This is a genomic window from Bradyrhizobium sp. BRP56, assembly GCF_020194035.1.
GTDB classification, from domain to species: Bacteria; Pseudomonadota; Alphaproteobacteria; order Rhizobiales; family Xanthobacteraceae; genus Bradyrhizobium; species Bradyrhizobium australafricanum.
The window spans coordinates 95490-116470 of the sequence record NZ_JADYVV010000009.1 but is presented as its reverse complement, the minus strand read 5'-3'; the positions used below and the strand labels follow the sequence as shown (position 1 = coordinate 116470).

Here is a 20981-nt window from a genome sequence, read left to right as displayed (position 1 = left end):
CGGCGCTGGCAGCCCGATCAGCGGAGCGCGCTGCGGACGCGCATCACCCATCCCGGATGAATCCGGTCCACCCGGTGTGTGATCATGCGGCGCAGGAAGTGCAGCTTCCGCCGCAAGTTCCAGCGCACACCGGTGTTCAACGTCAAGGCCTGGCGGAAGCTCGCCAGGTGCAGCGAGTGCTGATCCGCGGCGAGCTTGTCCCGATCGGAATAGAACTGCGCAATCTTGTCCGCGCCCATACCGGCGGTCTCCAGCCAGCGCGGCACATAGTCCGTGCAAAGACGTTCGACGTCCACCAGCAGTCGGCCAACGCCGGTTCCGGCTGCGGGACAATTGGTCTGAAACGCATCGCCGATCAACACGACGCCGGGCTGCAGATGGCCCTCGGTCACGGTCAGATCCATGACCCAGTTCTGCACCTGGCCGACCACCTCGAAATCCCCGAGATAGGGCTGCAATCCCGGCATCAGGCGAAGCAGCGTCCGTCTGGTGTCGCGGCGCAGCTCGCGCATGATCGGATCGGTCGGATCGCGGAACATGAACAGGTTCGCCCGCATGCCGCCCGACATCGGAAACAGGCTGAGATAGTCGACGCCGTCAGCCGCCTGCTCGCCATAGCAGGTCAGCGCATCGAAATCGAATGGCGCGTTGTCCGGCCGTGCGATCGTGAAGCCGAACGAGACAGAGTGGCGCGCAGCAAGCATCTGCCGGCGCATTCCGAGACTGTGGCCGAGCATGTTCGCCATGCCGGTCGCCAGAACGACCAGACGCGAGACGACGCGTTTTCCCGAGGCCAGCGTCAATTGCTGACGTTCCTCGCTGCAACTGACATTGGTCACCTGGTCGAGCAGCAAGGTCGACGCATCAGGCGTCAGGCCGCGTGCCATGTTGACGAGGTTGGCATAGGAAATCCCGTAGGACCGGCCGACGCCGATATCGACCAGTTTGCCGCCCCTGATGTTGAGCACCCGGTCATAGGGCGCGGCAATGGCCTCGACGTCGTCGATGAAGCCGAGGCGGCGCAGGATATCGATCTGCCGTCCGGCGATTTTTTCGACCCGGAATTCATCCGGCGGGATCGAACGCTTGTCGATCAGGACGACGCGGTATCCGGCTCGGGCGAGCACAGCCCTTGCAAGCGAGCCCGCCAGACCGGCTCCGACAATTGCGACGTCCGCTTCGATGACCTCGGTCTCGCAGGCCACGATCGGCTTGATCGCACTTTTCTCGGCAATCATGTCTGTCCGCTCCGACGGTTAGAGCGTTTTCCAGCGAAGTGGATACCGGTTCGCGTGAAGAAAACGCGTCAAAACAAGATGCTTGAGCCCCGTTCCGATTCCATCGGAACGGGAAAAGCTCTGGTTGGCCGCAGAACTGCAATTTCCTTGCCTGCGGGGCCGCCTTGCCGATCGAGCATGGCGAGTTCCAGAATTGCGGTTAATGAAAACCTCCGGACCACGATCAGCGGTCTCTCGGCACATGGCTTGCACGACGGTCGGCCATGAAACCGAACCTTTGCAGGCTCCGCAGCGGGATGGCGAGGCAATTGCCAGGCCATCGAGCAGCGACAAGTGGCGTTGACGCGCGAGCGCGGTCTCTTCCGGCAAGGTCCGCGCCACTGGACCGGACGCTGGAGGCAAATCCAACCTGCGCCGTTTGGAGACAGGGCAGACGGCGCCGTTCCAGAATGGAGCAACGCGACCTGGCCCTGTTCACAACTGCGTTGGGCCCGGCAGCCATTCGAAAGGAACGGAATCTTAGCAAGAGAACATTAACACTCCAGGCTTCACCGATTGCTGCGGTCAACAGCCCGACTGGATATTGAGACGTCTCTGGTGATTGCCTCCGTGCTCCAACTGTTACGGCGCGACGTTACGCGCGGCGTTGCCGGGACCATCCTGCTCAAGGTTGGTAGCGGCGGGCTCGCATTCGCGTTGTTCTCGCTCGCCGCGCGGGCGATGACGCCGGACGCGTTTGGAAACTTCGCAACCCTGCTCTCCGTCGCCCAGATCGCCTCGGTGGTGGGCCTGGTCGGCCAGGAGCTGCTCCTGGTTCGGTTTCTCAATGAGTATGAGGTGCGCGGCCAGGCCGAGTTCACCAAGGGTGTGCTGCTGTCAAGCCTGAAGAACTCCGCCATCGGGATGCTGATTTCGATCGCCGCGATCGCCGCGGTGGCAAGCATTCGCGGCGAGTGGTGGCTCTTGATCCTGTCGGTCTCGGCGTTCACCGCGATCAATGCAGGGCTGATGCTCGGCAGCCAGATCGCGCGATCGCTGGTCAGCATCCTGATGGGCGAAGGCAATCGGGAGTTCTTCTGGCGCGTCGCCGTCGTCTTGTTCCTGATCGCGGTACTGTTCGGCCACCGGCAGCTCAGCCCCGCCGAGCTGTTCAGCGCGATGTCGGCCGCCATGGCCCTCGGGCTCGTCGTGCAGATCGTATCGATCATGCGGGTGCTGCCGAACCTGCGGTCGGTCACGGCGCGCTTCGAGGCCTCGCGTTGGAACAAGAGCGCATTCCGGTTCTGGCTCGCCTCCATTCTCGAAGCGGCAAACCAGTATTTCGACGTCATCCTGGTCTACTGGATGCTGGATCCGGCCACCGCCGGCGTCTATTTCGCCGCCTCGCGGCTGGCGAACATCTTCGCGATGCTGTCGGCTGCGCTGTACACGTTCGGCGCGCGCCGGCTTCCCTCGCTGTATTTCAGCAAGAACCACGGCGAGCTCGAACATACGCTGAAGCTGATGGCCGAGGTGACCGCGCTCTGCGTGCTCAGCGGGCTCGTCATCGTCTGGGTGGGCGCTCCCCATCTGCTCGGCCTGTTCGGGCCGCACTTTGCAGCCCAGCAGTGGGTGTTGATCGTGCTCGCGATCGGAACGGCCTTCCAGGCGGCGGGCGGACCCTCTGCCGCTGTTCTGCAGCTGACAGGCCATGAGCGCGATTATGTTCCCGTCGTTGCAGCCAATGTGGCGTTGCGGCTGCTGGGATTTGTCGTGCTGATCCCGTGGCTCGGCGTGCTCGGCGCCGCGATCTCGGCGACGGTTTCGCTGGTCGTCGCCACCATCGCGCTCAACGTGCTGTGCCGGCGGCGGACCGGCGGCGACCCATCCATTCTGGTGCTGTCGCATCTGTGGCCGTCGAAAGGTGACGCCTACGCGGTCCGCGTTGCAGACAGCAACGACTAGAGCGTTTTTCGAGCGAAGAGCCGCGTTCCGATACTATCGGAACGGAAAAGGCGCTAGCTTCAGCCGAACCGCCTTCAGCTCGCCAGGCCGAGCGCCTCGCCCTGGCGACCGCGAACGGCGGCATCGACCGCCACGCGATTGACGACCAGCGCGGTCGGGACCGAACCATACCCGGATAAATCGGCCCGCGCCTTGCCAATCGCAGCCGAGTTGGCCGCCCCTTCGCGAACCACGAGGATCACCAGGTCGGCATGGGCAGCCAGCGCCACCGCGGCCGGCTGCAGGGCAAGCGACGATGCGTCGACGATGATCAGGCCGAAATCGGCGCGAATATCGTCCGGCGGATAGGGCGGCGCCTTGCTGCTGGCAGCCAGCAGTTCGACGACGGACGGCAGATCGGCCTTGATGATCCCCGATCCTTGCGACGGCGCCGACTCGGCGCGCCTGGATTCCATCTCGATCAGGACGCTGAGCATCCCGTTCTTGACGGCGGATCGGTTCAGCGACCGTGCAACGGTGCTGCCGCCCGCACCGCCCTCAACCGATAGCAGGAGCGCCACCTTGCCGTGCTCTCCCGGAAGCTGCTCGATGTTCTCGATCAGCAGCTGAAGATGCGGCGCGAGATCGGGCTCGGCCGTCGTCGAGATCGGGGTCTGCCAGACGCTCCTGACGGCATCCGGCGACGCGATGTTGGGAATGCGGGCCAGCACCGGCAATTCCGGCGGCAGCGCAGGTTGCGGCGCGGCGGGCGCCGGCGGTGCGGGCGCCTCGGCCCGACGAAGCGGCGGAATGGCCTTGATCGGGAGCTGCTTCAGATTCAGGCCGGGAACGGCGATGATCGCCGTCGACGTCAACAGCGAGACGATCGCGAGCGCGACCAGCAACAGCGGAAGCGGCGGCAGCGTCGAGCGCACCGGCGGCGTCGCCGACGATGCGACCTTGGTCTGCGAGCTCTGCAGCAGCCGCTGCTCGTCGGTGGTCTTGTAGCGTGAGAGGAATTGCTCGTAGATATTCTTGTTGGCGTCGGCGTCGCGCTGCAGCTCCTGCAGCTTGACCAGCGCCTGACCGTCGACAAGGATCTGCTGTTCGACCGCCTTCTGCTGATCCTCAAGCGCCTTCTGCTGATCGCGCTGCGCCTCATATTCCGACCTCGCGGTGTCGATGTTCTTCTTCCGCTCGATCTCGATCTGTCGGTTGAGATCGCTGAGCTGGCTGAGAGCCATCACGAGGTCTGGATGACGATCGCCCAGCACCCCGCGCTTCTGTGCGATCTGGTCGTTGAGCGCGGAGCGCTGGGCGCGCAGCGCACTCAGCAGGTCCTGCTTGACCGGCCCGTCGACATTGGCCTTCAGGTCGCGCTGCAGCTGCTCATAGCGGACCTTGGCCTCCTCGGTGCGGGCGCGCGCGGCGGCGACCTGCTGGGTCAGATCGGTGACGCGCAATTGCTGCGTCGTCGATTCCTTGCCGGCGTTGACGATCCGGTGCTCGAGCTTGAACTTCGCAACGGCATCTTCCGAAGACCGCAGGCGGTCGTTCAATGTCTTGAGCCGGCTCTTCAGCCAGTCGGCGGCTTCGTCGGTCGCCACGCTGCGCGTGCCACGCTGGCTGGCGACGAACGCCTCAGCCACCGCATTGGCGTAATAGGCCGCGCGCTGCGGGTTGTTGGACGTGAACTTGATGGCGATGACATAGGTCAATCCGCGCCGGGAGATGTCGAGCCGGTTGCGAAAGCGGTCGAGCAGGCGCGTGGGATCGGTCCTGCCGCCGGAGATGTCGCTGTCCTCGGCGACCTTGAGCTGCTCGATCAGCGGCCCGAGAAATCCGTCGGATTTGGCGATCTCGACATAGCTCTGCAGTGCTGCGGCATCCTGACCGATCCCCGGCAGGACGTCCTGATCGGTGGTGACGCGCTGCTCGCGCGGGTCGACCACGACGAGCGCGGTCGCGGCATAGCGCGCCGGAATCAACATCAGCAGAATGACGCCGACCGCGAAGATCACCGCGGCGAGCATCAGAATGCGTTGACCGTTCTCGCGGAAAAAGGCCACCACGCCGGGAATGCTAAGCACGCCCTTGGTGGTTTCCGCAGAGGATCGGCTGGTCGGCACGCCGGCAGCTTCCCACGACGCGGCGGGTTCCGTGGGTTCGGAACGTCTCGGGCCTACGCGGCTACCGAACTTCATGGGGCTGTTACTCGAATTCAACTGACAGTACTGCTCCAACGTAAATATCTATGGTTAATCCACGGTTACCCCCTCCTCATGCGGACGTAACCAATTAGTTAACGAGCCGGCTGTACCCTATGTGTGAAACAATGGCTCTCGATTGCTGGCAATGTCTGATCGCACTAAATGAGCAGTAACCTCAACACGCGCTACTCGGTCTACGAGCGCGCTTCGCGTGATAAGTACGCTCGCAATAGCGAGGGAGACGATTCCATTCCTTCGACGGGTGAGGAAGCCGTGCTCCATTACAGGCCAAGCACAGAATTGCGCGAGGCATCGACCGCATCACGCGATCAATCGAACGTGGGCAAGCCAAAGCTGCGTGTCGTCCTGGTGCAGACCCAGGCGGAGAACGCCGGCGCGCAGGAGATATCGCGGCTCGTCGGCGCGGGCCTCACCGCGCGCGGCTACGACGTCGCCAACCTGTTCTTCTACCGCAAATCAGATTCCTTCGACGAGCCGCCCAATACATTCTATTGCGCGCAGACCCGCCCGGGAAATCCCCTGGCGCTGCTGCGGATGCTGTGGACGCTCGCGGGTCATCTCAGGACCATCAGGCCCGATGTCGTGCTGACCTTCCAGCACTTCGGCAATCTGATCGGCGGAGGCGTGTCGCGGCTCGTCAGCCGCGCTCCTGTCATCGCCAATCAGGTGTCCTCGGCGATGTCGATGAGCATGCCGGTGCGCGCCGCCGACATCTTCATGGGCTCGACCGGCTTCTTCCAGTGCATCACGCTGAACTCGCGCGACATGGAACGCGAATACGCCCGCTACCCCGCGACCTATCGCGCGCGCATGACGCACGTCCCGCATGGCTTCGACGACAAGTCGCACAGCCTGCCGAAGAACGTCGCGCGGCAGCAATTCAAGCTGCCGCCGGATCGCACGCTGCTCGGCTGCGCAGCAAGGCTGCATCCGCACAAGCGGCTCGATGCGGCAATTCGCCTGCTGGCCGCCGACCAATCCTGGCATCTTGCCCTCGCCGGACAAGGCGCGGACGAGGAACGGCTGCGAGCCCTGGCGAGCGAGCTGAAAGTCGCGGACCGACTGCACTTCATCGGCGAGATCCCACCGCGCCAGATGGCCGAATTCCTGGCGTGCCTCGACGTCTTCGTATTTCCGACGCAGGCCGAAACCTTCGGCCTTGCCGCTGTTGAAGCCGCGAGCGCCGGCATTCCCTGCGTCGTCAACGGTCTTCCCGTGCTGCGCGAGGTGCTGTCCTACCAGGGACAGCCTGCCGCGGTGTTCGTTGACGCTGCGAACGAGGCCGAGTTTTCGGCCGCCGTGTCGAAAGTCCTGACCGATCGTTTGTTGAGCGACCAGCTGCGGCAAAGTGCCGTGGGCCTGAAGTCGCGTTATTCGTTGGATGCCATGATAGAGGAATACGTCCGCATTCTCGGCAACGCCGTAGGAGTGGACGCGCACTAGGAAATTGGGCTGGACATGATTATCGAGTTTCGCTGCGATCGCGCGCAGGCGCGACTCTGGATGCGTCGCGAGACGCTGCGCGTCAGCGATCAGGATATTCCCGTTCAAATCGCCTGGACGACGACGCCGGGGCCGAGCCCCGCCGGCCTCGACATGCTGTTCGAGCTCGAACGCATCGTGCTGCGCAAGGGCAAGGCGGGCGATGCCGACAGGCTGAAGACGATTGCGGAACGGCCGCGCATGGGCAACCCCGATGTGGTGGTCGACTTCACCACTGCCGAGCGGGACCCGAACTGCTCCGCCAGGCTCTATCTCCGTCCACGCTTCAACGGACAAGCGGGCGAAGCCGCCGCACTGGCCGCCATTCTCGCCGGCGACCTGCCGGTGATTGAAATCGTCAACGAGCTCGACGGCACGGTGATGGACCGCGGCCATCCCTCGGCGGAAATCGCCGCCGGCCTGAGCGGCGGGCTCGAAACGGTGATGGCGCGCACCTTGTCCATGCTGCCGCCGATCTTGTCGGGGGCTCCGCGGCTGGTGCCGCAATTGGCTGTGCCGGCGGCCAGCGCGCCGCGAAATCCCGCGCCCTTTGTCGTGCGCGGCGTCGCGACCTCGATCGCGAAGGAAATCTACCGTCTCTGCTGCTATGCGCCGCATTGGCATGTCGGTTGGCGCTACGCCGACAACGCGGATATCTGGCGGACCGGTGACCTGTCGGGACCTGCCTGGAACGTGCTCGGCGATCCCGGCAACCACTTCTATGCCGATCCCGTCCCGGTGAAATGGCAGGGCAGGACCTTCGTGTTCTTCGAAGACCTCGACCACCGCACCGGCAAGGGCATCATCTCCGCGATCGAATTCGACGGCAACGGTCCGGTCGGCACCGTGCTGCCGGTGCTCGAAGAGCCCTGGCACCTGTCCTACCCGTTCCTGATCGAGAACAACGGCGAACTGTGGATGATCCCGGAAAGCACCGCGCATCGGGACGTCCCGATCTACAAATGCGTCCGCTTTCCCGACAAGTGGGAACGGCAAGGCACGCTGCTGACCGGGCTCGAACTCGCCGACGCGACCATCACGCAGCATGACGGCCTCTACTACATGTTCGGAGCCTGGCGCGACGGCACCGGCGGCTATTCCGACACGCTCGCGATCTATTACGCCGAGCAGTTGTTCGGCCCCTGGCGGCCGCATGCGAGCAATCCGATCCTGATGGATCGCGCGACGACGCGGCCGGCTGGCAATTTCGTGACCATCAACGGCAGGCTGTGGCGGCCGGTGCAGGACTGCACCAACGGATACGGCGCGGCGCTCGGACTTGCGGAGGTGCTCGAACTGTCGCCGACCACCTACCGACAGGCCGTGCGCCATCTGCTCAAGCCCGGGCCGCTGTGGACCGGACGCAAGCTGCACACGCTCAACCGCTGCGGCCGGCTCGAGGTGATCGATGGCTCGCGGGTTCAGCCGAAGACCACCGCCTTGCTGAACAGCCTGCGGTCAAGCGACCAGTCGGCGCAGCGGGAATGGCAAGGCACGCTGGCGAAGCCGATCGCACGACGGCTCCACTAGCGCCTCGGTCGGCCCGGTTCAGTTCAGGTCGGCACTCAGCACGCCGCCGAACTGCTCCCATGAGCTTCCGGTCCAGCGTTGCAGTTGAAGCTGCGTATAGGCCATGCTGTTGTCCGGACCTGTGTTGATGGCGATGCCCGGCATCAGGGTCGGCAGCACGAGCCCCCTGATGTTGCGCGCCTGCTTCACGATGTTCTCGCGCGACAGGTCGTCGCCGCACTGCTTCAGCACCTGCTCCAGGATCTGGCCCTGCTGGGTGCCGAACAGATAATTGTTGTCGCCGATATCGGCGCCGGGAAGATACTTCTCGAAATGGGCGCGATACCATTTCATGCCGGGATCGTCGGCCCACTTCTTGTCGTTCGGATCCTTGGTGATGGTCGCCACCACAACGCCCACCGCCTTGTCCGCGCCCGCCGGCACGATGGTCGCGGACACCGAGCTCGACACATAGTTGACGATGGTTAGCGGCGACCAACCGATCTCGTTCGCCTTCTTGATCGCCTGGGCCGCGAATTTCGGCGTGCCGGCGATCAGGAACGCCTGCGCACCCGACGCCTTCAGCATCACCACGCGGGATTCGATGGTCGGCTCGGTGACCTCATAGGGAGACGTCACCACCTTCTTGTCGAAATCGGCCTTCAACACCTCCTTGAACGCGGCGACGAAATCGCGGCCGAGATCATCGTTCTGGTAGAGGATCGCGATCTTCGCGTCGGGCGCCGTCTGCGTGATGTATTTTGCGTAGATCTTGCCTTCGGTGTTGTAGCTCGGCAGTCCCGTGGTGGTCAGCGGAAATTCCGCGAAATTCGCAAACTTGGTCGCGCCGCTGACGACGAACAGATGCGGCACCTTCTTCGCGGTGACGTATTTGATGGTCGAGCCGATGCCGGGCGTGCCGAGCGGGCTGAACAGGAACGCCACCTCGTCGCTCTCGATCAGCTTGCGGGTCTGCTCCACGGCCTTGGGCGGCGTGTAGGCATCGTCATAGGTGATGAGGTTGACCTTGCGGCCGTTGATGCCGCCGCGGTCATTGACGGAATGGACGTAGGCGATCAGGCCCTTGCCGGTGTTGCTGAGCGGAGACGCCGGGCCGCTGAACGGGAACGTCGCCCCGACCTTGATCTCCGATTCCGAGACCCCCGGAGTTTCGGCGCGGACCGGAGCCGCGGCAAGCGCCGCGAGCATCGCAACGGACACGGTAAACGTCTTCAACAACATCAAATTCTCCCTGAGCGTTTATGAATTGACCAACTCGTGCGACCGGCGCGCGGCGCTACCAGGCTTCGCCGAACGGCCTGATCTCGACATTGAACGACCACGCGCTGCGATCCTGATGGGCGACGTGCCAGACCTCGTCGGCGATCGCCCGCGGCTTGATGAAGAAGTCGTCCGGCCGATCCGGCCAGCGCTTCCGCGTCCACTCCAGATCAATCACGGCATCGATCACGAGATAGGCGACGTGCACGCCTTGCGGCCCCAGATCGCGCGCCATCGCCTCGGCGAGAATTCGCTGCGCTGCCTTGGTCGGCGCGAACCCCGCGAAGCCAGCCTTGCCGCGCAACGCCGAGGTGTTGCCGGTCGCAACGATGGCGCCCTTGCCGGCAGCGATCATCGCCGGAGCAAATCGCCTTGCCAGGTACAACAGTCCCATCGTGTTGACCTGGAAGTTGCGATTGAGAATCTCCGGATCGATCTCGCGGAAGGTGCCGAACGCACCGCCGACGGCGTTGTGGATCGCGACGCCCGGGCTGCCGAGATCGCGCTCCACGGCCGAGGCCACCGCCTCGACCTGCGCGGGATCGGACACGTCGCATCGATAGGCCTTTGCGCCCGGCAGCTGCTGCTCGAGCGCGGCGAGACGCGCCTCGTTCCTCGCGAGCAGCGCGACACGATAGCCGCCCTCGGCAAACCTCCTGGCGAGCGCCGAACCGGTGCCGGGCCCAACGCCGGATATCAGACAGACAGGTGCGGTCATGTGATCAACCCTCCGCGTTGCGGCCTATGGCCTTCATGGTCAGGCGGCCGCCTTCGACAGCAGCTTCTCGACATAAGGCTTGAGGTCCGGCCTGACATGCTCGTGCGCGATCAGGCGATCAAAGTGAGCGAACATCAGCGGATACTCATCCTGCACGCCCGGGTGCAGGATTTTCGCCAATCCTTGCTTTTGCAGCTGTTCGGTCCGCGCATGTTCATTCATGAACAGCGCGAGTTCGGCGGCAAAGCAGATATCGGCAATCGAGATGCCGTTCCCGACCAGCGCCTCCCGCCGCGGCGACAGCGCCTGCTCGATGCCGGACGCATAGATCGCGAACGCATCCTTGGCGCGGGCATGAATGGCCGCATCGACGGTGCCGCCCGAGAGCGCCAGCAGATAGATCTGCGAGTCCCGCGCGAACACCAGGCTGACATCGAGAAAACTGTCGATTCGCGATGCCTCATAGGCGTCGCGCCCGTAGAGCGGGAACTTCGCCTCGCCGAGCCGCGCCACGGCGCGCATGATGCTGTTCGATTCGAAGATCCCGACCTTGCCGTCGGCGCCGAATGCAGCCGGCACATTGCCGAACGGCTGTGCCGCCATGAACGCATCGGTCTTGAAGAGCTGCGCGCCAGTCAGTCCGACCCGCCCGGTCCGGGCGAGCGCCGACAGCGAGGCGCGTTCGTCCTCTGCCAGCGGACGCGCGTCGTAATCCCACAGCCAGTCCCGCAATTCCTTGCCGGACGCGCCCCTGACCTCGACGTCGACGCCGCAGAACCGCGCCGCGATGGTCGCCTTCCAGACCCGTGGGTTCGGCAGATAGGAGAAGATGCGCAAGGCGGCCATCGTGGCTGCTCCTGATACTGTTGCCTCAGGCGGCTAGCTTGAGAATCTTGACGACGTCGCCGGGCTCGCGGATCGGCTGCGGATTGGCCCGGGTGAAGATCGACAGCATGGCGTTCTTACCGATCAGCTCGAACCGGTCCTCGCCGACGCCGACATCGGCAAGCCGCCGCGGCAGGCCGAGCTCCACGATGAACGCCGCAAACGCCTCGCCGGCATCGCGCCCCGGCGCGCCGAGCGCGGCGGCGATCGATTGCTGGGCTGCCTCCGTCGCCGGGCGGTTGTAGCGCAGCACGCTCGGCATCATCACCGCCGTGCAGAAATAATGCGGCACATCGCAGGTGCCACCGAGCACATGGCCGATGGCATGACTGGCGCCCATCGGCACCCGCGACCGCAATCCGAACGCCGACAGCCAGGAGCCGAGCTGGCAGCTCAGCCGCGCCGCCGCGTCGTCGGGGTGGGCCTTGGTGCGCAGCAGGCCGTCGTGCAGATAGCGCAGCCCCTGCTGGCACACCGCATCGACCAGCACGTTGGGGCGGCTGGAGCAGATCGCCTCGATGCCGTGATCCATCGCCCGCGTCCCGGAGCCGAGCCAGAGCTTCTCCGGAGTATATTTCGTGATCGCGGGATCGAGGATTATGCTGCGCGGCATCATCATTGGATGGTTGAAGATCTGCTTCAGCTTGCGGCTGGTATCGGTGACCAGCGCGCCGGAATTGTATTCGCCGCCGGACAGCGTGCTGGGGATCGCGATCATCCGGACCTTCGGCGAGCGGAACGGCCCGAAGCGCCGATCCGGCGTGGTCTCGAAGCCGTCGAGGCCATCAGGCTCGAAGATCTCGTGCTCCATGCACATCAGCACGATCTTCGCCGCATCGACCACCGAGCCGCCACCGATCGCGACGACGAGGTCCGCCCTGGCCTCGCTGGCCTGCCGCACGATCTGCGTCACAACGTCCCGCGTCGTGTGCTGCGGCACGCCGTCGAAGGTCGCGGCATGACGATCGCCGAGCGCTTTGCGGATCTTCTCGATCTCGTCGGTCGTGGTGTTCAACGTCCGGCTGGCGATGAGATAGACGCGCTTGGCGTCCATCCGCTCGACCTCCTCGCGCAGCGCCTCGGCCGCGGGTCTACCGTAAATCACGGATTCCATGGTGGGGTATTGATGGCTGCCGACGATGCGCATGCTTTCACTCCCTCGATGTATCCGTGAGCTCCTGGCTTCAGGCCGACAGCTTGGTGAAATCGGGCTGACGCCGTTCGGCGAAGGCGGCAAAGGCCTCGCGCGCTTCGGGCGTCGTCAGCCGCTCCTTGAACAGCAAGCCTTCCTCGGCGATCTGCGCCGCGATCCGCTGCTGCTCGCGCATCAGCTTCTTGGTCATGCTGAGCGAACCCGCCGGCCGCTTGGTCAGCGCGATCGCGGCGTCATGCGCCCTCTTGCGCAGATCGGCCTGCGGCACCACGGCATTGGCAAGGCCGGACGCCAGCGCGCCCTGCGCATCCATCGGCTCGCCAAGCGCAAACATCGCATAGGCACGCGCATGCCCGATCCGCAACGGCAGCAGCCAGCTCGACGCCGCTTCCGGAACCAGAGCGAGGTTGACGAAGGGCGTGATCAGCCGCGCGTTCTCCGCGAGATAGACCAGGTCGCAGTGCAGCAGCATGGTGGTACCGACGCCGACCGCATTGCCCTGCACGGCGGCGACGAGCGGCTTGCCGACCTTGCTGATGGTCTCGATGAAGCGATGCGCAGGGCTATCGACCGCGCTTTCGCCGCGTGCCTGGCTCGCGAAGTCGGCGAGGTCGTTGCCCGCGGTGAAGCTGTCGCCGTCGCCCTGGAACAGGATGACGCGGACGGCCGGATCCGCCTCCGCCTCTTTCAGCGCGTGCGACATGGCGTCATACATGGCGCCGGTCAGCGCGTTCTTCTTCTCGGGCCGCTGCAAGGTCAGCGTCATGACGCCGGCGGCGATCTCAACCTTGACATGCTCGGTCATGGCACTCTCCCGTCAGGCGACCGCGCGGGCCGGCATGGTTTCGAATTTGCCGTCGAGGAAGCCGGTCAACCGCTGCCGGATGATCGCTTCGGCCTCGGTCATGATGCGATCGATCAGCTCCTTGACGGTCGGGATGTCATTGATCAGGCCGACCACCATGCCGCAGCTCCAGGCGCCGGCATCCATCTCGCCGTCGATCATCACCTTCGGATAGACGCCGGCGACCTGCTCGTGGATATCCTCGATCTTCAGCCTGGCGCCCTTCTCGCGCTCGATCTCGAGCAGCTCATCGACGCCCTTGTTCTTCAGCACCCGCTCGGTGTTGCGTAGCGCGCGCATCACGAGGCGGGTGTCGAGCTCGTCGGCGTCGAGCAGCGCCTGCTTCACATTGGGATGAACCGGCGCTTCCTTCGTCGCGATGAAGCGCGTGCCCATGTTCATCCCGGCAGCGCCCATCGACAGCGCCGCGACAAGGCTGCGCGCGTCCGCCATGCCGCCCGAGGCGACGAACGGGATCTTCAATTCGTCCGCTGCGCGCGGCAGCAGGATCATGTTCGGGATGTCGTCCTCGCCGGGATGGCCACCGCACTCGAAACCGTCGACGCTGACCGCGTCGCAGCCGATCTTCTCGGCCTTCAGCGAATGCCGCACCGAGGTGCATTTGTGGATCACCTTGATGCCGGCCGCCTTCAGCGCCGGCATGTACTGCTCCGGGCTGCGGCCCGCGGTCTCCACTGCCTTGACGCCGGCCTCGCGGATAACAGCGATGTATTCGGGATAGGGCGGCGCGGTGAAGCTCGGCAGGAAGGTCAGGTTCACGCCGATCGGCTTGTCGGTCATGTCGCGGCAGCGCGCGATCTCCTTCGCCAGCAGCTCCGGCGTCTTCTGGGTCAGGCCGGTGATGATGCCGAGGCCGCCGGCGTTGGACACCGCGGCCGCCATCTCGGCGAAGCCGACAAAATGCATGCCGCCCTGGATGATCGGATGCTGGATGCCGAACAGTTCAGTGATTGCTGTCTTCACAAGTCTCTCCCGCGTTTCCGCTCAGTGGACGATTTCGAACAGGCCCGCCGCGCCCATGCCGCCGCCGATGCACATGGTCACCACGCCGTATTTCGCCTTGCGCCGCCGGCCCTCGATCAAGAGGTGACCGGTGAGCCGCGCCCCGGTCATGCCGTAGGGATGGCCGATCGCGATCGAGCCGCCATTGACGTTCAGCTTCTCCGGATCGATGCCGAGCTTGTCGCGGCAATAGATCACCTGCACCGCATAGGCCTCGTTGAGCTCCCAGAGATCGATGTCGTCGATCTTGAGGTTATGCCGCTTGAGGAGTCGCGGGATCGCGGCAACCGGGCCGACGCCCATCTCGTCCGGCTCGACGCCGGCGGCGACGAAGCCGCGGAAGATGCCGAGCGGCTTCAGCCCCTTCTGCGCGGCAACCTTGTCACTCATGATCACGCAGGCCGAAGCGCCGTCCGACAGTTGGCTGGCGTTGCCGGCGCTGATGGTCTTGCCCTCGAACACCGGCTTGATCTTGGCGAGCCCGTCCGCCGTGGTATCCGGCCGCGGCCCCTCATCCTTGGCCAGCGTCACCTGCTGATAGCTGACCTCCTTGGTGTCCTTGTTGACCACGGCCATTTTGGTCGTGATCGGCACGATCTCGTCGTTGAAGCGGCCGCCCTGCAACGCGGCGCCGACGCGGCGCTGGCATTCGAGGCTGTATTCGTCCTGCTTGTCGCGCCCGATTCCGTAGCGCTCGGCGACGACTTCCGCCGTCTCCAGCATCGACATGTACATCTCGGGCTTCATCGCCATCAGCTCGTCGTCGACGGCGTGGAACCTGTTCATGTGCTCGTTCTGCACTAGGCTGATCGACTCGATGCCACCACCGATCGCGATCTCGACGCCGTCGAGCATGACAGAGCGGGCGGCGACCGCGATCGCCTGCAGGCCGGAGGCGCATTGCCGGTCGATGGTGGTGCCGGCGACCGTCACCGGCAGCCCGGCGCGGATGGCGCCCTTGCGCGCGACGTTCATCACCATGGTGCCCTGCTGCATGGCGCAGCCCATCACCACGTCCTCGACCTCGCCGGGCGCGATGCCAGCGCGCTTCACCGCCTCGGCCATCACATGGCCGGCCAAAGTCGGGCCGTCGGTGTTGTTGAGCGCACCGCGATAGGCCTTGCCGACGCCAGTGCGCGCGGTGGAGACGATGACTGCATCTTGTGACATGCTTGCCTCTCTGAATCAGGCGACCGCGTCGAGCTGCGCGTAGCGCAGCACGTGATAGGCGGGATCGCCGAACTGGATGTTGATGGAGGAAATTCGCTTGAAGTAATGGCCGACATTGAGCTCGTCGGTCATGCCCATGCCGCCATGCAGCTGCACCGCCTGGTCGGCGACGAACTTGCCGGCATAACCGATCTTGGATTTGGCGCCGGAGGCGAGCCTGGACACGCCGGCCTCATCGTCGCTGAGACTGAGGCTGAGATGCTGCATCAGCGACAGCGCCTCCTGATGCGCGATGAACATGTCGACCATCCGATGCTGCAGCACCTGGAAGCTGCCGATCGTGACGCCGAACTGCTTTCGCGTCTTGGAATAGTCCAGGGTCGCCGCGTTCAGTTCGCCGATCGCGCCCACCGCCTCGGCGCAGAGCGCGCCGATGGCGCGGTTGCGGCAGGCCTCCAGCGCGGCGACGCCCTCGCCCTCGTTACCGAGCAATTCCGCGCGCACGCCGCGCAGGCTGATCTCGGCCGCCCTGCGGCCATCGATCGTCCTGAAGCTTAGCAGGTCGAGATTGGCGGCGCGGCGATCGACCACGAACAGGCTGACGCCGCCGCGATCGTGACGATGACCCGCGGTGCGCGCGGAGACGATCAGATAATCCGCCCATGGCGCGGCCAGCACCGCCGTCTTCTCGCCGGTGAGCACATAATCGTTGCCGTCGCGGCGCGCCGTGGTGGTGACGGTGGCGAGATCGAACCGCGAGCCCTTCTCGGTCCAGGCCAGCGCCCAAAGTTTCGTGCCTGCGATGATGTCGGCAATGAACGCTTGCTGCTGCGCGTCGGAACCTGCCTGTTCGATCAAGCCACCCGCAACGACGACCGTCTCGACGAAGGGCTCCACGACAAGATGCCGGCCGAACTCCTGCATGATGATCATGGTCGACAGCGGCCCGCCGCCGAGCCCTCCGACCGCTTCCGAGAACGGCGCGGCGAGCAGGCCGAGCTCGGCGAATTCAGCCCATTGCCTGCGGCCAAAACCCTCCTCGCTCGCGACGATCTTGCGGCGCGCGTCGAAATCATACTGGTCGCGCAGCAGCCGCTGGACGCTGGACCGCAACAATTCCTGCTCTTCCGTGAACTGGATATCCATCCGATCCTCGTTGCTTGTGGCTAGAGACCAAGCACCGCCTTCGCGATGATGTTGCGCTGGATCTCGTTCGATCCGCCGTAGATCGAGAGCTTGCGCGAGTTGAGGTATTTTTCCGACGCGGTGTGGCCGTAGTCCGGGCCCGGCATGAAGTGATTGGCGCTGACCGGATGCTCGCGGATCGCAAGCCCATAATTGCCGATCGCCCGATGCGTCAGCTCGGTGATATCCTGGAAGATTTCGGTGCCGCGGATCTTGAACAGCGAGGCCGCCGGTCCCGGGTCGATGCCGCGCGCCATCTGGGCGACGACGCGAAGCTCGGTCGCCTCCAGCGCCAGCACGTCGAGCTCGACGCGGGCAATGTCCCTGATGAATTCCAGATGCGCCGGATCGTCTTCCGGGATCTCTGCCTTCACGATCTTCTTCAGCCGCGCGATGTAGCGCGTCGAGCGGCCGATGCCGGCCATGCTGGTGCGCTCATTGCCGAGCAGGAATTTGGCGTAGGTCCAACCCTTGTTTTCCTCGCCGATCAGGTTCTCGGCGGGGACACGGACGTTCTCCAGGAAGACGTCGTTGACCTCGTGCGAGCCGTCGATGGTGATGATCGGGCGCACCGTGACGCCCGGCGACTTCATGTCGATCAAGAGGAACGAGATACCCGATTGCGGCTTGGCAGTGGGGTCGGTGCGGACCAGGCAAAAAATCCAGTCGGCGTGCTGCGCCAGCGTGGTCCATGTCTTGTGGCCGTTGACGATGTAATGATCGCCATCGCGCACCGCCTTGGTGCGCACGGTGGCGAGATCGGAGCCGGAGCCCGGCTCCGAATAACCCTGGCACCACCAATCCTCGCCGGACAGGATGCGCGGCAGGAACTTCTTCTTCTGCGCATCGTCGCCGAACGTGTAGATCACCGGGCCGACCATGGTGACGCTGAACGCCAGCGGCGGCATCGTGCCGGCGCGCGTCGTCTCCTGCTCGAAGATGAAGCGGCGGGTGATCGACCAGCCGGGCCCGCCATATTCCTTAGGCCAGAGCGGCGCGATCCAGCCCTTCTTGTGCAGGATGCGATGCCACAGCAGCATCTGCTCCTTGGAGAGATCGGTCTCCGGATTGGCGACGCGCATCTCCGCCGGGTAGTTGTCCTTGATGAAGGCGCGAACCTCATCGCGGAACGCCGCATCTTCAGGGGATAGCGCGAGCTCCATCTGCAGTGCTCCCTACCACTTCTCGCCGAAGGGCCGGATTTCCAGCTCGAAGGTCCAGGCGCTCTTCGGCTGCTGATAGAGCTGCCAATAGGCGCCCGCGACCGATGCCGGCGGCATCAAGAGATCGGGATTGTCGAGCGCGTTCGGGCCGAGCGCCTCGATGCGGCGCTGCCTCACCCATTCGGTATCGACGCCGGAATCGATGATCAGATGCGCGACATGGATGTTCTTCGGCCCCAACTCGCGGGCCATCGCCTGCGCCACGGCACGCAAGCCGAACTTGGCGCTGGCAAACGCGGCATAGCCGCTGCCGCCGCGGAGTGACGCGGTCGCGCCGGTGAAGAAGATGTTGCCCTCGCCGCGCGGCATCATCAGCCGCGCCGCCTCGCGCCCAGCCAGGAAGCCGGAGTAGCAGGCCATCTCCCAGACCTTGCGGAACACCCGCTCGGTGGTCTCGAGGATCGGGAAATTGACGTTGGCCCCGATGTTGAAGATGCAGACCTCAAGCGGCGCATGCTTGTCGGCGTCGTTGAGGAAGGCCGTGATCTCCTCCTCCTTACGCGCATCGAGCGAACGCGCATGGATCTCGCCGCCGGCAGCCTCGATCTCCTTGACCAGCGGCGCCAGCTTGTCGCCATTGCGGCGGCCGGCGAAGATCGTAAAGCCTTCGGAGGCGAACTTCTTGGCGATCTCGCCGCCGATGAAATCGCCGGCACCAATGACGGCCACCGTCCTGTTTCGCTTCTGCATGGTGTACTCCGGTCTTGTTTGAGTGAACTGGCTCGCGGCGACGGCTCAGTCTCAGCCGCGCAGCGATTCCGCCAGCTTGTGCTTCAGCAGCTTGCCCGTCGATGTCGCGGGCAGCGCGTCCATCAGGATAATCTCCGACGGACGCTTGTACGAGGTGAGTTGCGGGGCAATATGCGCCATCAGGTCCTGTACGGTGGCGGTCGAGCCCTTGATCAGCTGCACAAAGGCGACCACCTCCTCATTGCCCTCGACCGGCCGGCCGACCACGGCGCACTGCACCACAGCGTCGTGCGTGCTCAGCACCGCCTCGATCTCGGCCGGATAGACGTTGAACCCGGAGCGGATGATCATCTCCTTGGTCCGCCCGACGATATAGAGCGCATCATTCTCGAAGCGGGCCAGATCCCCGGTGTTGAACCAGCCGTCGGGATCGATCGCCTTGGCGGTCAAATCGGGCGCGCGGTAATAGCCGCGCATCACGTTCGGACCGCGGACGTGAAGCTCACCGACTTCCCCTGCCGCAACCGGCTTGAGGTCACGGCCGACCAGTTTTGCCTCGAGGCCCGGCATGACGGTGCCGACCGCATGATCCGCACGCGGATTGTCGGGCCGGACGCCGGAGATGCCCGGCGAGCATTCGGTGATGCCGTAACCGTTGAGCAGCGGCAGCCCGAGCTCCTGCTCGACCCGGGATTTGAGATCGAGGTCGAGCGGCGCGCCGGCCACCGAGATCACCCGCAACCGGCCGCGATCGAGCTTCGGCAGGCCGGCATTGCGCCGGTATTCGAGCAGACGCTGATAGGTCGCGGGCACGCCGTTCAGGATCGTGATGCCCTCTTCAGTCATCGCCTCGACCAGCGCGGCCGGATCGTATTTCGCCACCAGACGCACGGTGGCGCCGATCATCAGGGTCATGGTCAGCAACGAGATGCCGACGATATGCGAGATCGGCAGCACGCAATACTGCACGTCGTCGGCCGCCATCTTTCGGAAGCTTGCCGTCGCCCGGGCGCTGAACAAGAGATTGCGATGGGTCAGCATCACGCCCTTCGGCGTGCCCGTGGTGCCGGAGGTGTAGATGAGGACCGCGACCTGGTTGGCGCCGCCGGCCTCGACCGGCTCCGCCACGGTTGCCAGGTTCAAGCCGGTGACGGCGATGCCGCGGAGCGGCCCGACATCCTGCACGGCGGCCTCGTAACGCGCGGCATGCGTAGCCGCCTCCTGCGAGACCTCGGCGGTCAGCAGCACGCGGCGGGCGCCGCTGTGATCCCTGATCTGGTCGAGCTCACGCGGCGACAGCCGGGGATTGACCACGATGGACCAAGCATCGAGCCGGCTCGCCGCCAGCAGCAGGCAGGCGAGCGGGATCGAATTCTCGCTCACGATCATCATGCGGTCGCCGGCGCGGATGCCGAGCGCCCGCAGCGCCTCGGCGACGCGACTGACCGCCCGATCGAGCTCGCGGTAGGTCAGCCGCATCTTGTCGTCGATCAGCGCCGGATGATCCGGCGTCGCCCCGACGTGGTGATCGATCACCTCGTGGATGCGGTTCGGCAAGCCTTCCACACTTCCTTCAAACTGGGTCGACGCCTGCACTGAAACCTCCCTGTGACAGCCCTTTGGGCCTGATTTGTTGTATTGAGGAATTTTCCCGCTCAGGCGGTCTTGCGCCGCCCCGCGGCCAGCTGCGCGACGATCTCGTCCTCGACCTCGCGCAGCTTGTCCTTGCCGAAGAAGATCTCGTCGCCGACGAAGAAGGTCGGCGAGCCGAACGAGCCGCGCGCCACCGCGTTGCTGGTGTTGTCGATCAGCTTCTTCTTCACCTCGTCCTGCTGGGCGCGGGCGATGATGCGGTCGATATCGAGGCCGGAAGACAGGAACGCTTCGCGGAACACCTGCGGATCGTCCATCTTCTTGGGCTCGGACCACATGTGGTGATAGGCAGCGCGAAAGTACGGCTCGAACAGCCCTTCGAAATCGGCAGCGACGACGCCGCGCATCAGCATCAGCGTGTTGACCGGAAAGAACGGGTTGGTCTTGAACGTCGTGATGTTATGGCGGCGCAGGAAGCGCTCGGTCTCGAGCGCGTTGTACTCGGGCTTGTTCTTGATGCCGCGCAGCGACTCGCCGGGCGACATGTTGCCGGTCGCCTTGTAGACACCGCCGAGCAGCACCGGGATGTAGTCGAACTTCACGCCGGTGCGCTTCTCGATGTCGGGCAGCGCGAGTTCCGCGAGATAGGCGTTCGGACTTCCAAAATCGAAGTGGAATTCGACCTTGAGCGGAGCTGCCATGGAACGCCCTTCCCTTCGAGTGCCAGCAGCCGTCAGCCGCCGCGTTGATCGAGCCGAGACCTTAAGTTCTATTTTAGAACTGTCAATATGATATTTGTCATCCAATGACCAAGTCACGGCTGCAGGCGAGGC

The 20981-nt window shown here is 64.6% G+C and carries 17 protein-coding genes; 3 read left to right on the top strand and 14 right to left on the bottom strand.

Annotated elements, in window-relative coordinates; genetic code table 11:
* Positions 1–17: 17 nt before the first annotated feature.
* Positions 18–1238 carry an NAD(P)/FAD-dependent oxidoreductase gene (locus I6F38_RS09125; RefSeq protein ID WP_225160087.1) on the bottom strand — a complete coding sequence of 407 codons (1221 nt, stop codon included), beginning with the start codon at positions 1236–1238 and terminating at the stop codon, positions 18–20.
* 597 nt (positions 1239–1835) lie between these two features.
* Between I6F38_RS09125 and I6F38_RS09120 the strand changes: the two genes are divergently transcribed.
* Positions 1836–3182, top strand: coding sequence for a polysaccharide biosynthesis C-terminal domain-containing protein (locus I6F38_RS09120; RefSeq protein WP_225160086.1), 1347 nt, complete (start codon positions 1836–1838; stop codon positions 3180–3182).
* Between the two features lie 74 nt (positions 3183–3256).
* Here the strand turns inward: I6F38_RS09120 and I6F38_RS09115 are convergent, their stop codons facing one another.
* Entirely contained in the window at positions 3257–5194 is a 1938-nt protein-coding gene (locus I6F38_RS09115; protein ID WP_225160124.1) for a GumC family protein, read from the bottom strand.
* A 339-nt stretch (positions 5195–5533) separates the two neighbouring features.
* On the opposite strand from I6F38_RS09115, the gene I6F38_RS09110 reads away from it, so the two are divergent.
* Complete coding sequence (locus I6F38_RS09110; RefSeq protein ID WP_225160085.1) at positions 5534–6835, top strand: glycosyltransferase family 4 protein; 1302 nt, start codon at positions 5534–5536, stop codon at positions 6833–6835.
* Between the two features lie 15 nt (positions 6836–6850).
* Complete coding sequence (locus I6F38_RS09105; protein WP_225160084.1) at positions 6851–8404, top strand: hypothetical protein; 1554 nt, start codon at positions 6851–6853, stop codon at positions 8402–8404.
* A gap of 18 nt (positions 8405–8422) precedes the next feature.
* On the opposite strand, the gene I6F38_RS09100 is transcribed toward I6F38_RS09105, so the two are convergent.
* Genes I6F38_RS09100 through I6F38_RS09045 form a run of 12 tightly spaced genes read right to left on the bottom strand, consistent with a single transcriptional unit; the run spans position 8423 to position 20849 of the window.
* Positions 8423–9625 (bottom strand): ABC transporter substrate-binding protein, encoded by a 1203-nt coding sequence (locus I6F38_RS09100; RefSeq protein ID WP_225160083.1) that lies wholly within the window; start codon positions 9623–9625, stop codon positions 8423–8425.
* A gap of 55 nt (positions 9626–9680) precedes the next feature.
* Positions 9681–10382 carry an SDR family NAD(P)-dependent oxidoreductase gene (locus tag I6F38_RS09095; protein ID WP_225160082.1) on the bottom strand — a complete coding sequence of 234 codons (702 nt, stop codon included), beginning with the start codon at positions 10380–10382 and terminating at the stop codon, positions 9681–9683.
* Positions 10383–10421: 39 nt separating this feature from the next.
* Positions 10422–11228, bottom strand: a complete 807-nt coding sequence (locus I6F38_RS09090) for a glutathione S-transferase (RefSeq protein WP_225160081.1) — start codon at positions 11226–11228, stop codon at positions 10422–10424.
* A 25-nt stretch (positions 11229–11253) separates the two neighbouring features.
* Positions 11254–12414, bottom strand: a complete 1161-nt coding sequence (locus I6F38_RS09085; RefSeq protein ID WP_225160080.1) for an iron-containing alcohol dehydrogenase — start codon at positions 12412–12414, stop codon at positions 11254–11256.
* A 37-nt stretch (positions 12415–12451) separates the two neighbouring features.
* A complete protein-coding gene (locus I6F38_RS09080; RefSeq protein ID WP_225160079.1) occupies positions 12452–13225 on the bottom strand; it encodes an enoyl-CoA hydratase-related protein in 774 nt (257 codons plus the stop codon).
* A 12-nt stretch (positions 13226–13237) separates the two neighbouring features.
* The gene (locus tag I6F38_RS09075) at positions 13238–14248 is read right to left on the bottom strand and encodes a nitronate monooxygenase family protein (protein WP_225160078.1); all 1011 of its coding nucleotides are present in this window, start codon (positions 14246–14248) and stop codon (positions 13238–13240) included.
* 21 nt (positions 14249–14269) lie between these two features.
* The gene (locus I6F38_RS09070) at positions 14270–15457 is read right to left on the bottom strand and encodes an acetyl-CoA C-acyltransferase (RefSeq protein ID WP_225160077.1); all 1188 of its coding nucleotides are present in this window, start codon (positions 15455–15457) and stop codon (positions 14270–14272) included.
* A gap of 15 nt (positions 15458–15472) precedes the next feature.
* A complete protein-coding gene (locus I6F38_RS09065; protein ID WP_225160076.1) occupies positions 15473–16603 on the bottom strand; it encodes an acyl-CoA dehydrogenase family protein in 1131 nt (376 codons plus the stop codon).
* A 20-nt stretch (positions 16604–16623) separates the two neighbouring features.
* Positions 16624–17805, bottom strand: coding sequence for an acyl-CoA dehydrogenase family protein (locus I6F38_RS09060; protein ID WP_225160075.1), 1182 nt, complete (start codon positions 17803–17805; stop codon positions 16624–16626).
* Between the two features lie 12 nt (positions 17806–17817).
* The gene (locus I6F38_RS09055) at positions 17818–18555 is read right to left on the bottom strand and encodes an SDR family oxidoreductase (protein WP_016845326.1); all 738 of its coding nucleotides are present in this window, start codon (positions 18553–18555) and stop codon (positions 17818–17820) included.
* Between the two features lie 51 nt (positions 18556–18606).
* A complete protein-coding gene (locus tag I6F38_RS09050) occupies positions 18607–20151 on the bottom strand; it encodes a class I adenylate-forming enzyme family protein (RefSeq protein ID WP_225160074.1) in 1545 nt (514 codons plus the stop codon).
* A 59-nt stretch (positions 20152–20210) separates the two neighbouring features.
* Positions 20211–20849, bottom strand: coding sequence for a 2-hydroxychromene-2-carboxylate isomerase (locus I6F38_RS09045; RefSeq protein WP_038387724.1), 639 nt, complete (start codon positions 20847–20849; stop codon positions 20211–20213).
* Between the last annotated feature and the right edge of the window lie 132 nt (positions 20850–20981).

Coding starts and splice junctions, on each gene's coding strand:
- I6F38_RS09060 (WP_225160075.1), bottom strand. CDS start 17,805: ATGGAGCTCGCGCTATCCCCTGAAGATGCGGCGTTCCGCGATGAGGTT.
- I6F38_RS09110 (WP_225160085.1), top strand. CDS start 5,534: ATGAGCAGTAACCTCAACACGCGCTACTCGGTCTACGAGCGCGCTTCG.
- I6F38_RS09065 (WP_225160076.1), bottom strand. CDS start 16,603: ATGGATATCCAGTTCACGGAAGAGCAGGAATTGTTGCGGTCCAGCGTC.
- I6F38_RS09045 (WP_038387724.1), bottom strand. CDS start 20,849: ATGGCAGCTCCGCTCAAGGTCGAATTCCACTTCGATTTTGGAAGTCCG.
- I6F38_RS09125 (WP_225160087.1), bottom strand. CDS start 1,238: ATGATTGCCGAGAAAAGTGCGATCAAGCCGATCGTGGCCTGCGAGACC.
- I6F38_RS09090 (WP_225160081.1), bottom strand. CDS start 11,228: ATGGCCGCCTTGCGCATCTTCTCCTATCTGCCGAACCCACGGGTCTGG.
- I6F38_RS09105 (WP_225160084.1), top strand. CDS start 6,851: ATGATTATCGAGTTTCGCTGCGATCGCGCGCAGGCGCGACTCTGGATG.
- I6F38_RS09070 (WP_225160077.1), bottom strand. CDS start 15,457: ATGTCACAAGATGCAGTCATCGTCTCCACCGCGCGCACTGGCGTCGGC.
- I6F38_RS09095 (WP_225160082.1), bottom strand. CDS start 10,382: ATGACCGCACCTGTCTGTCTGATATCCGGCGTTGGGCCCGGCACCGGT.
- I6F38_RS09100 (WP_225160083.1), bottom strand. CDS start 9,625: ATGTTGTTGAAGACGTTTACCGTGTCCGTTGCGATGCTCGCGGCGCTT.
- I6F38_RS09115 (WP_225160124.1), bottom strand. CDS start 5,194: ATGCTCGCCGCGGTGATCTTCGCGGTCGGCGTCATTCTGCTGATGTTG.
- I6F38_RS09085 (WP_225160080.1), bottom strand. CDS start 12,414: ATGCGCATCGTCGGCAGCCATCAATACCCCACCATGGAATCCGTGATT.
- I6F38_RS09080 (WP_225160079.1), bottom strand. CDS start 13,225: ATGACCGAGCATGTCAAGGTTGAGATCGCCGCCGGCGTCATGACGCTG.
- I6F38_RS09055 (WP_016845326.1), bottom strand. CDS start 18,555: ATGCAGAAGCGAAACAGGACGGTGGCCGTCATTGGTGCCGGCGATTTC.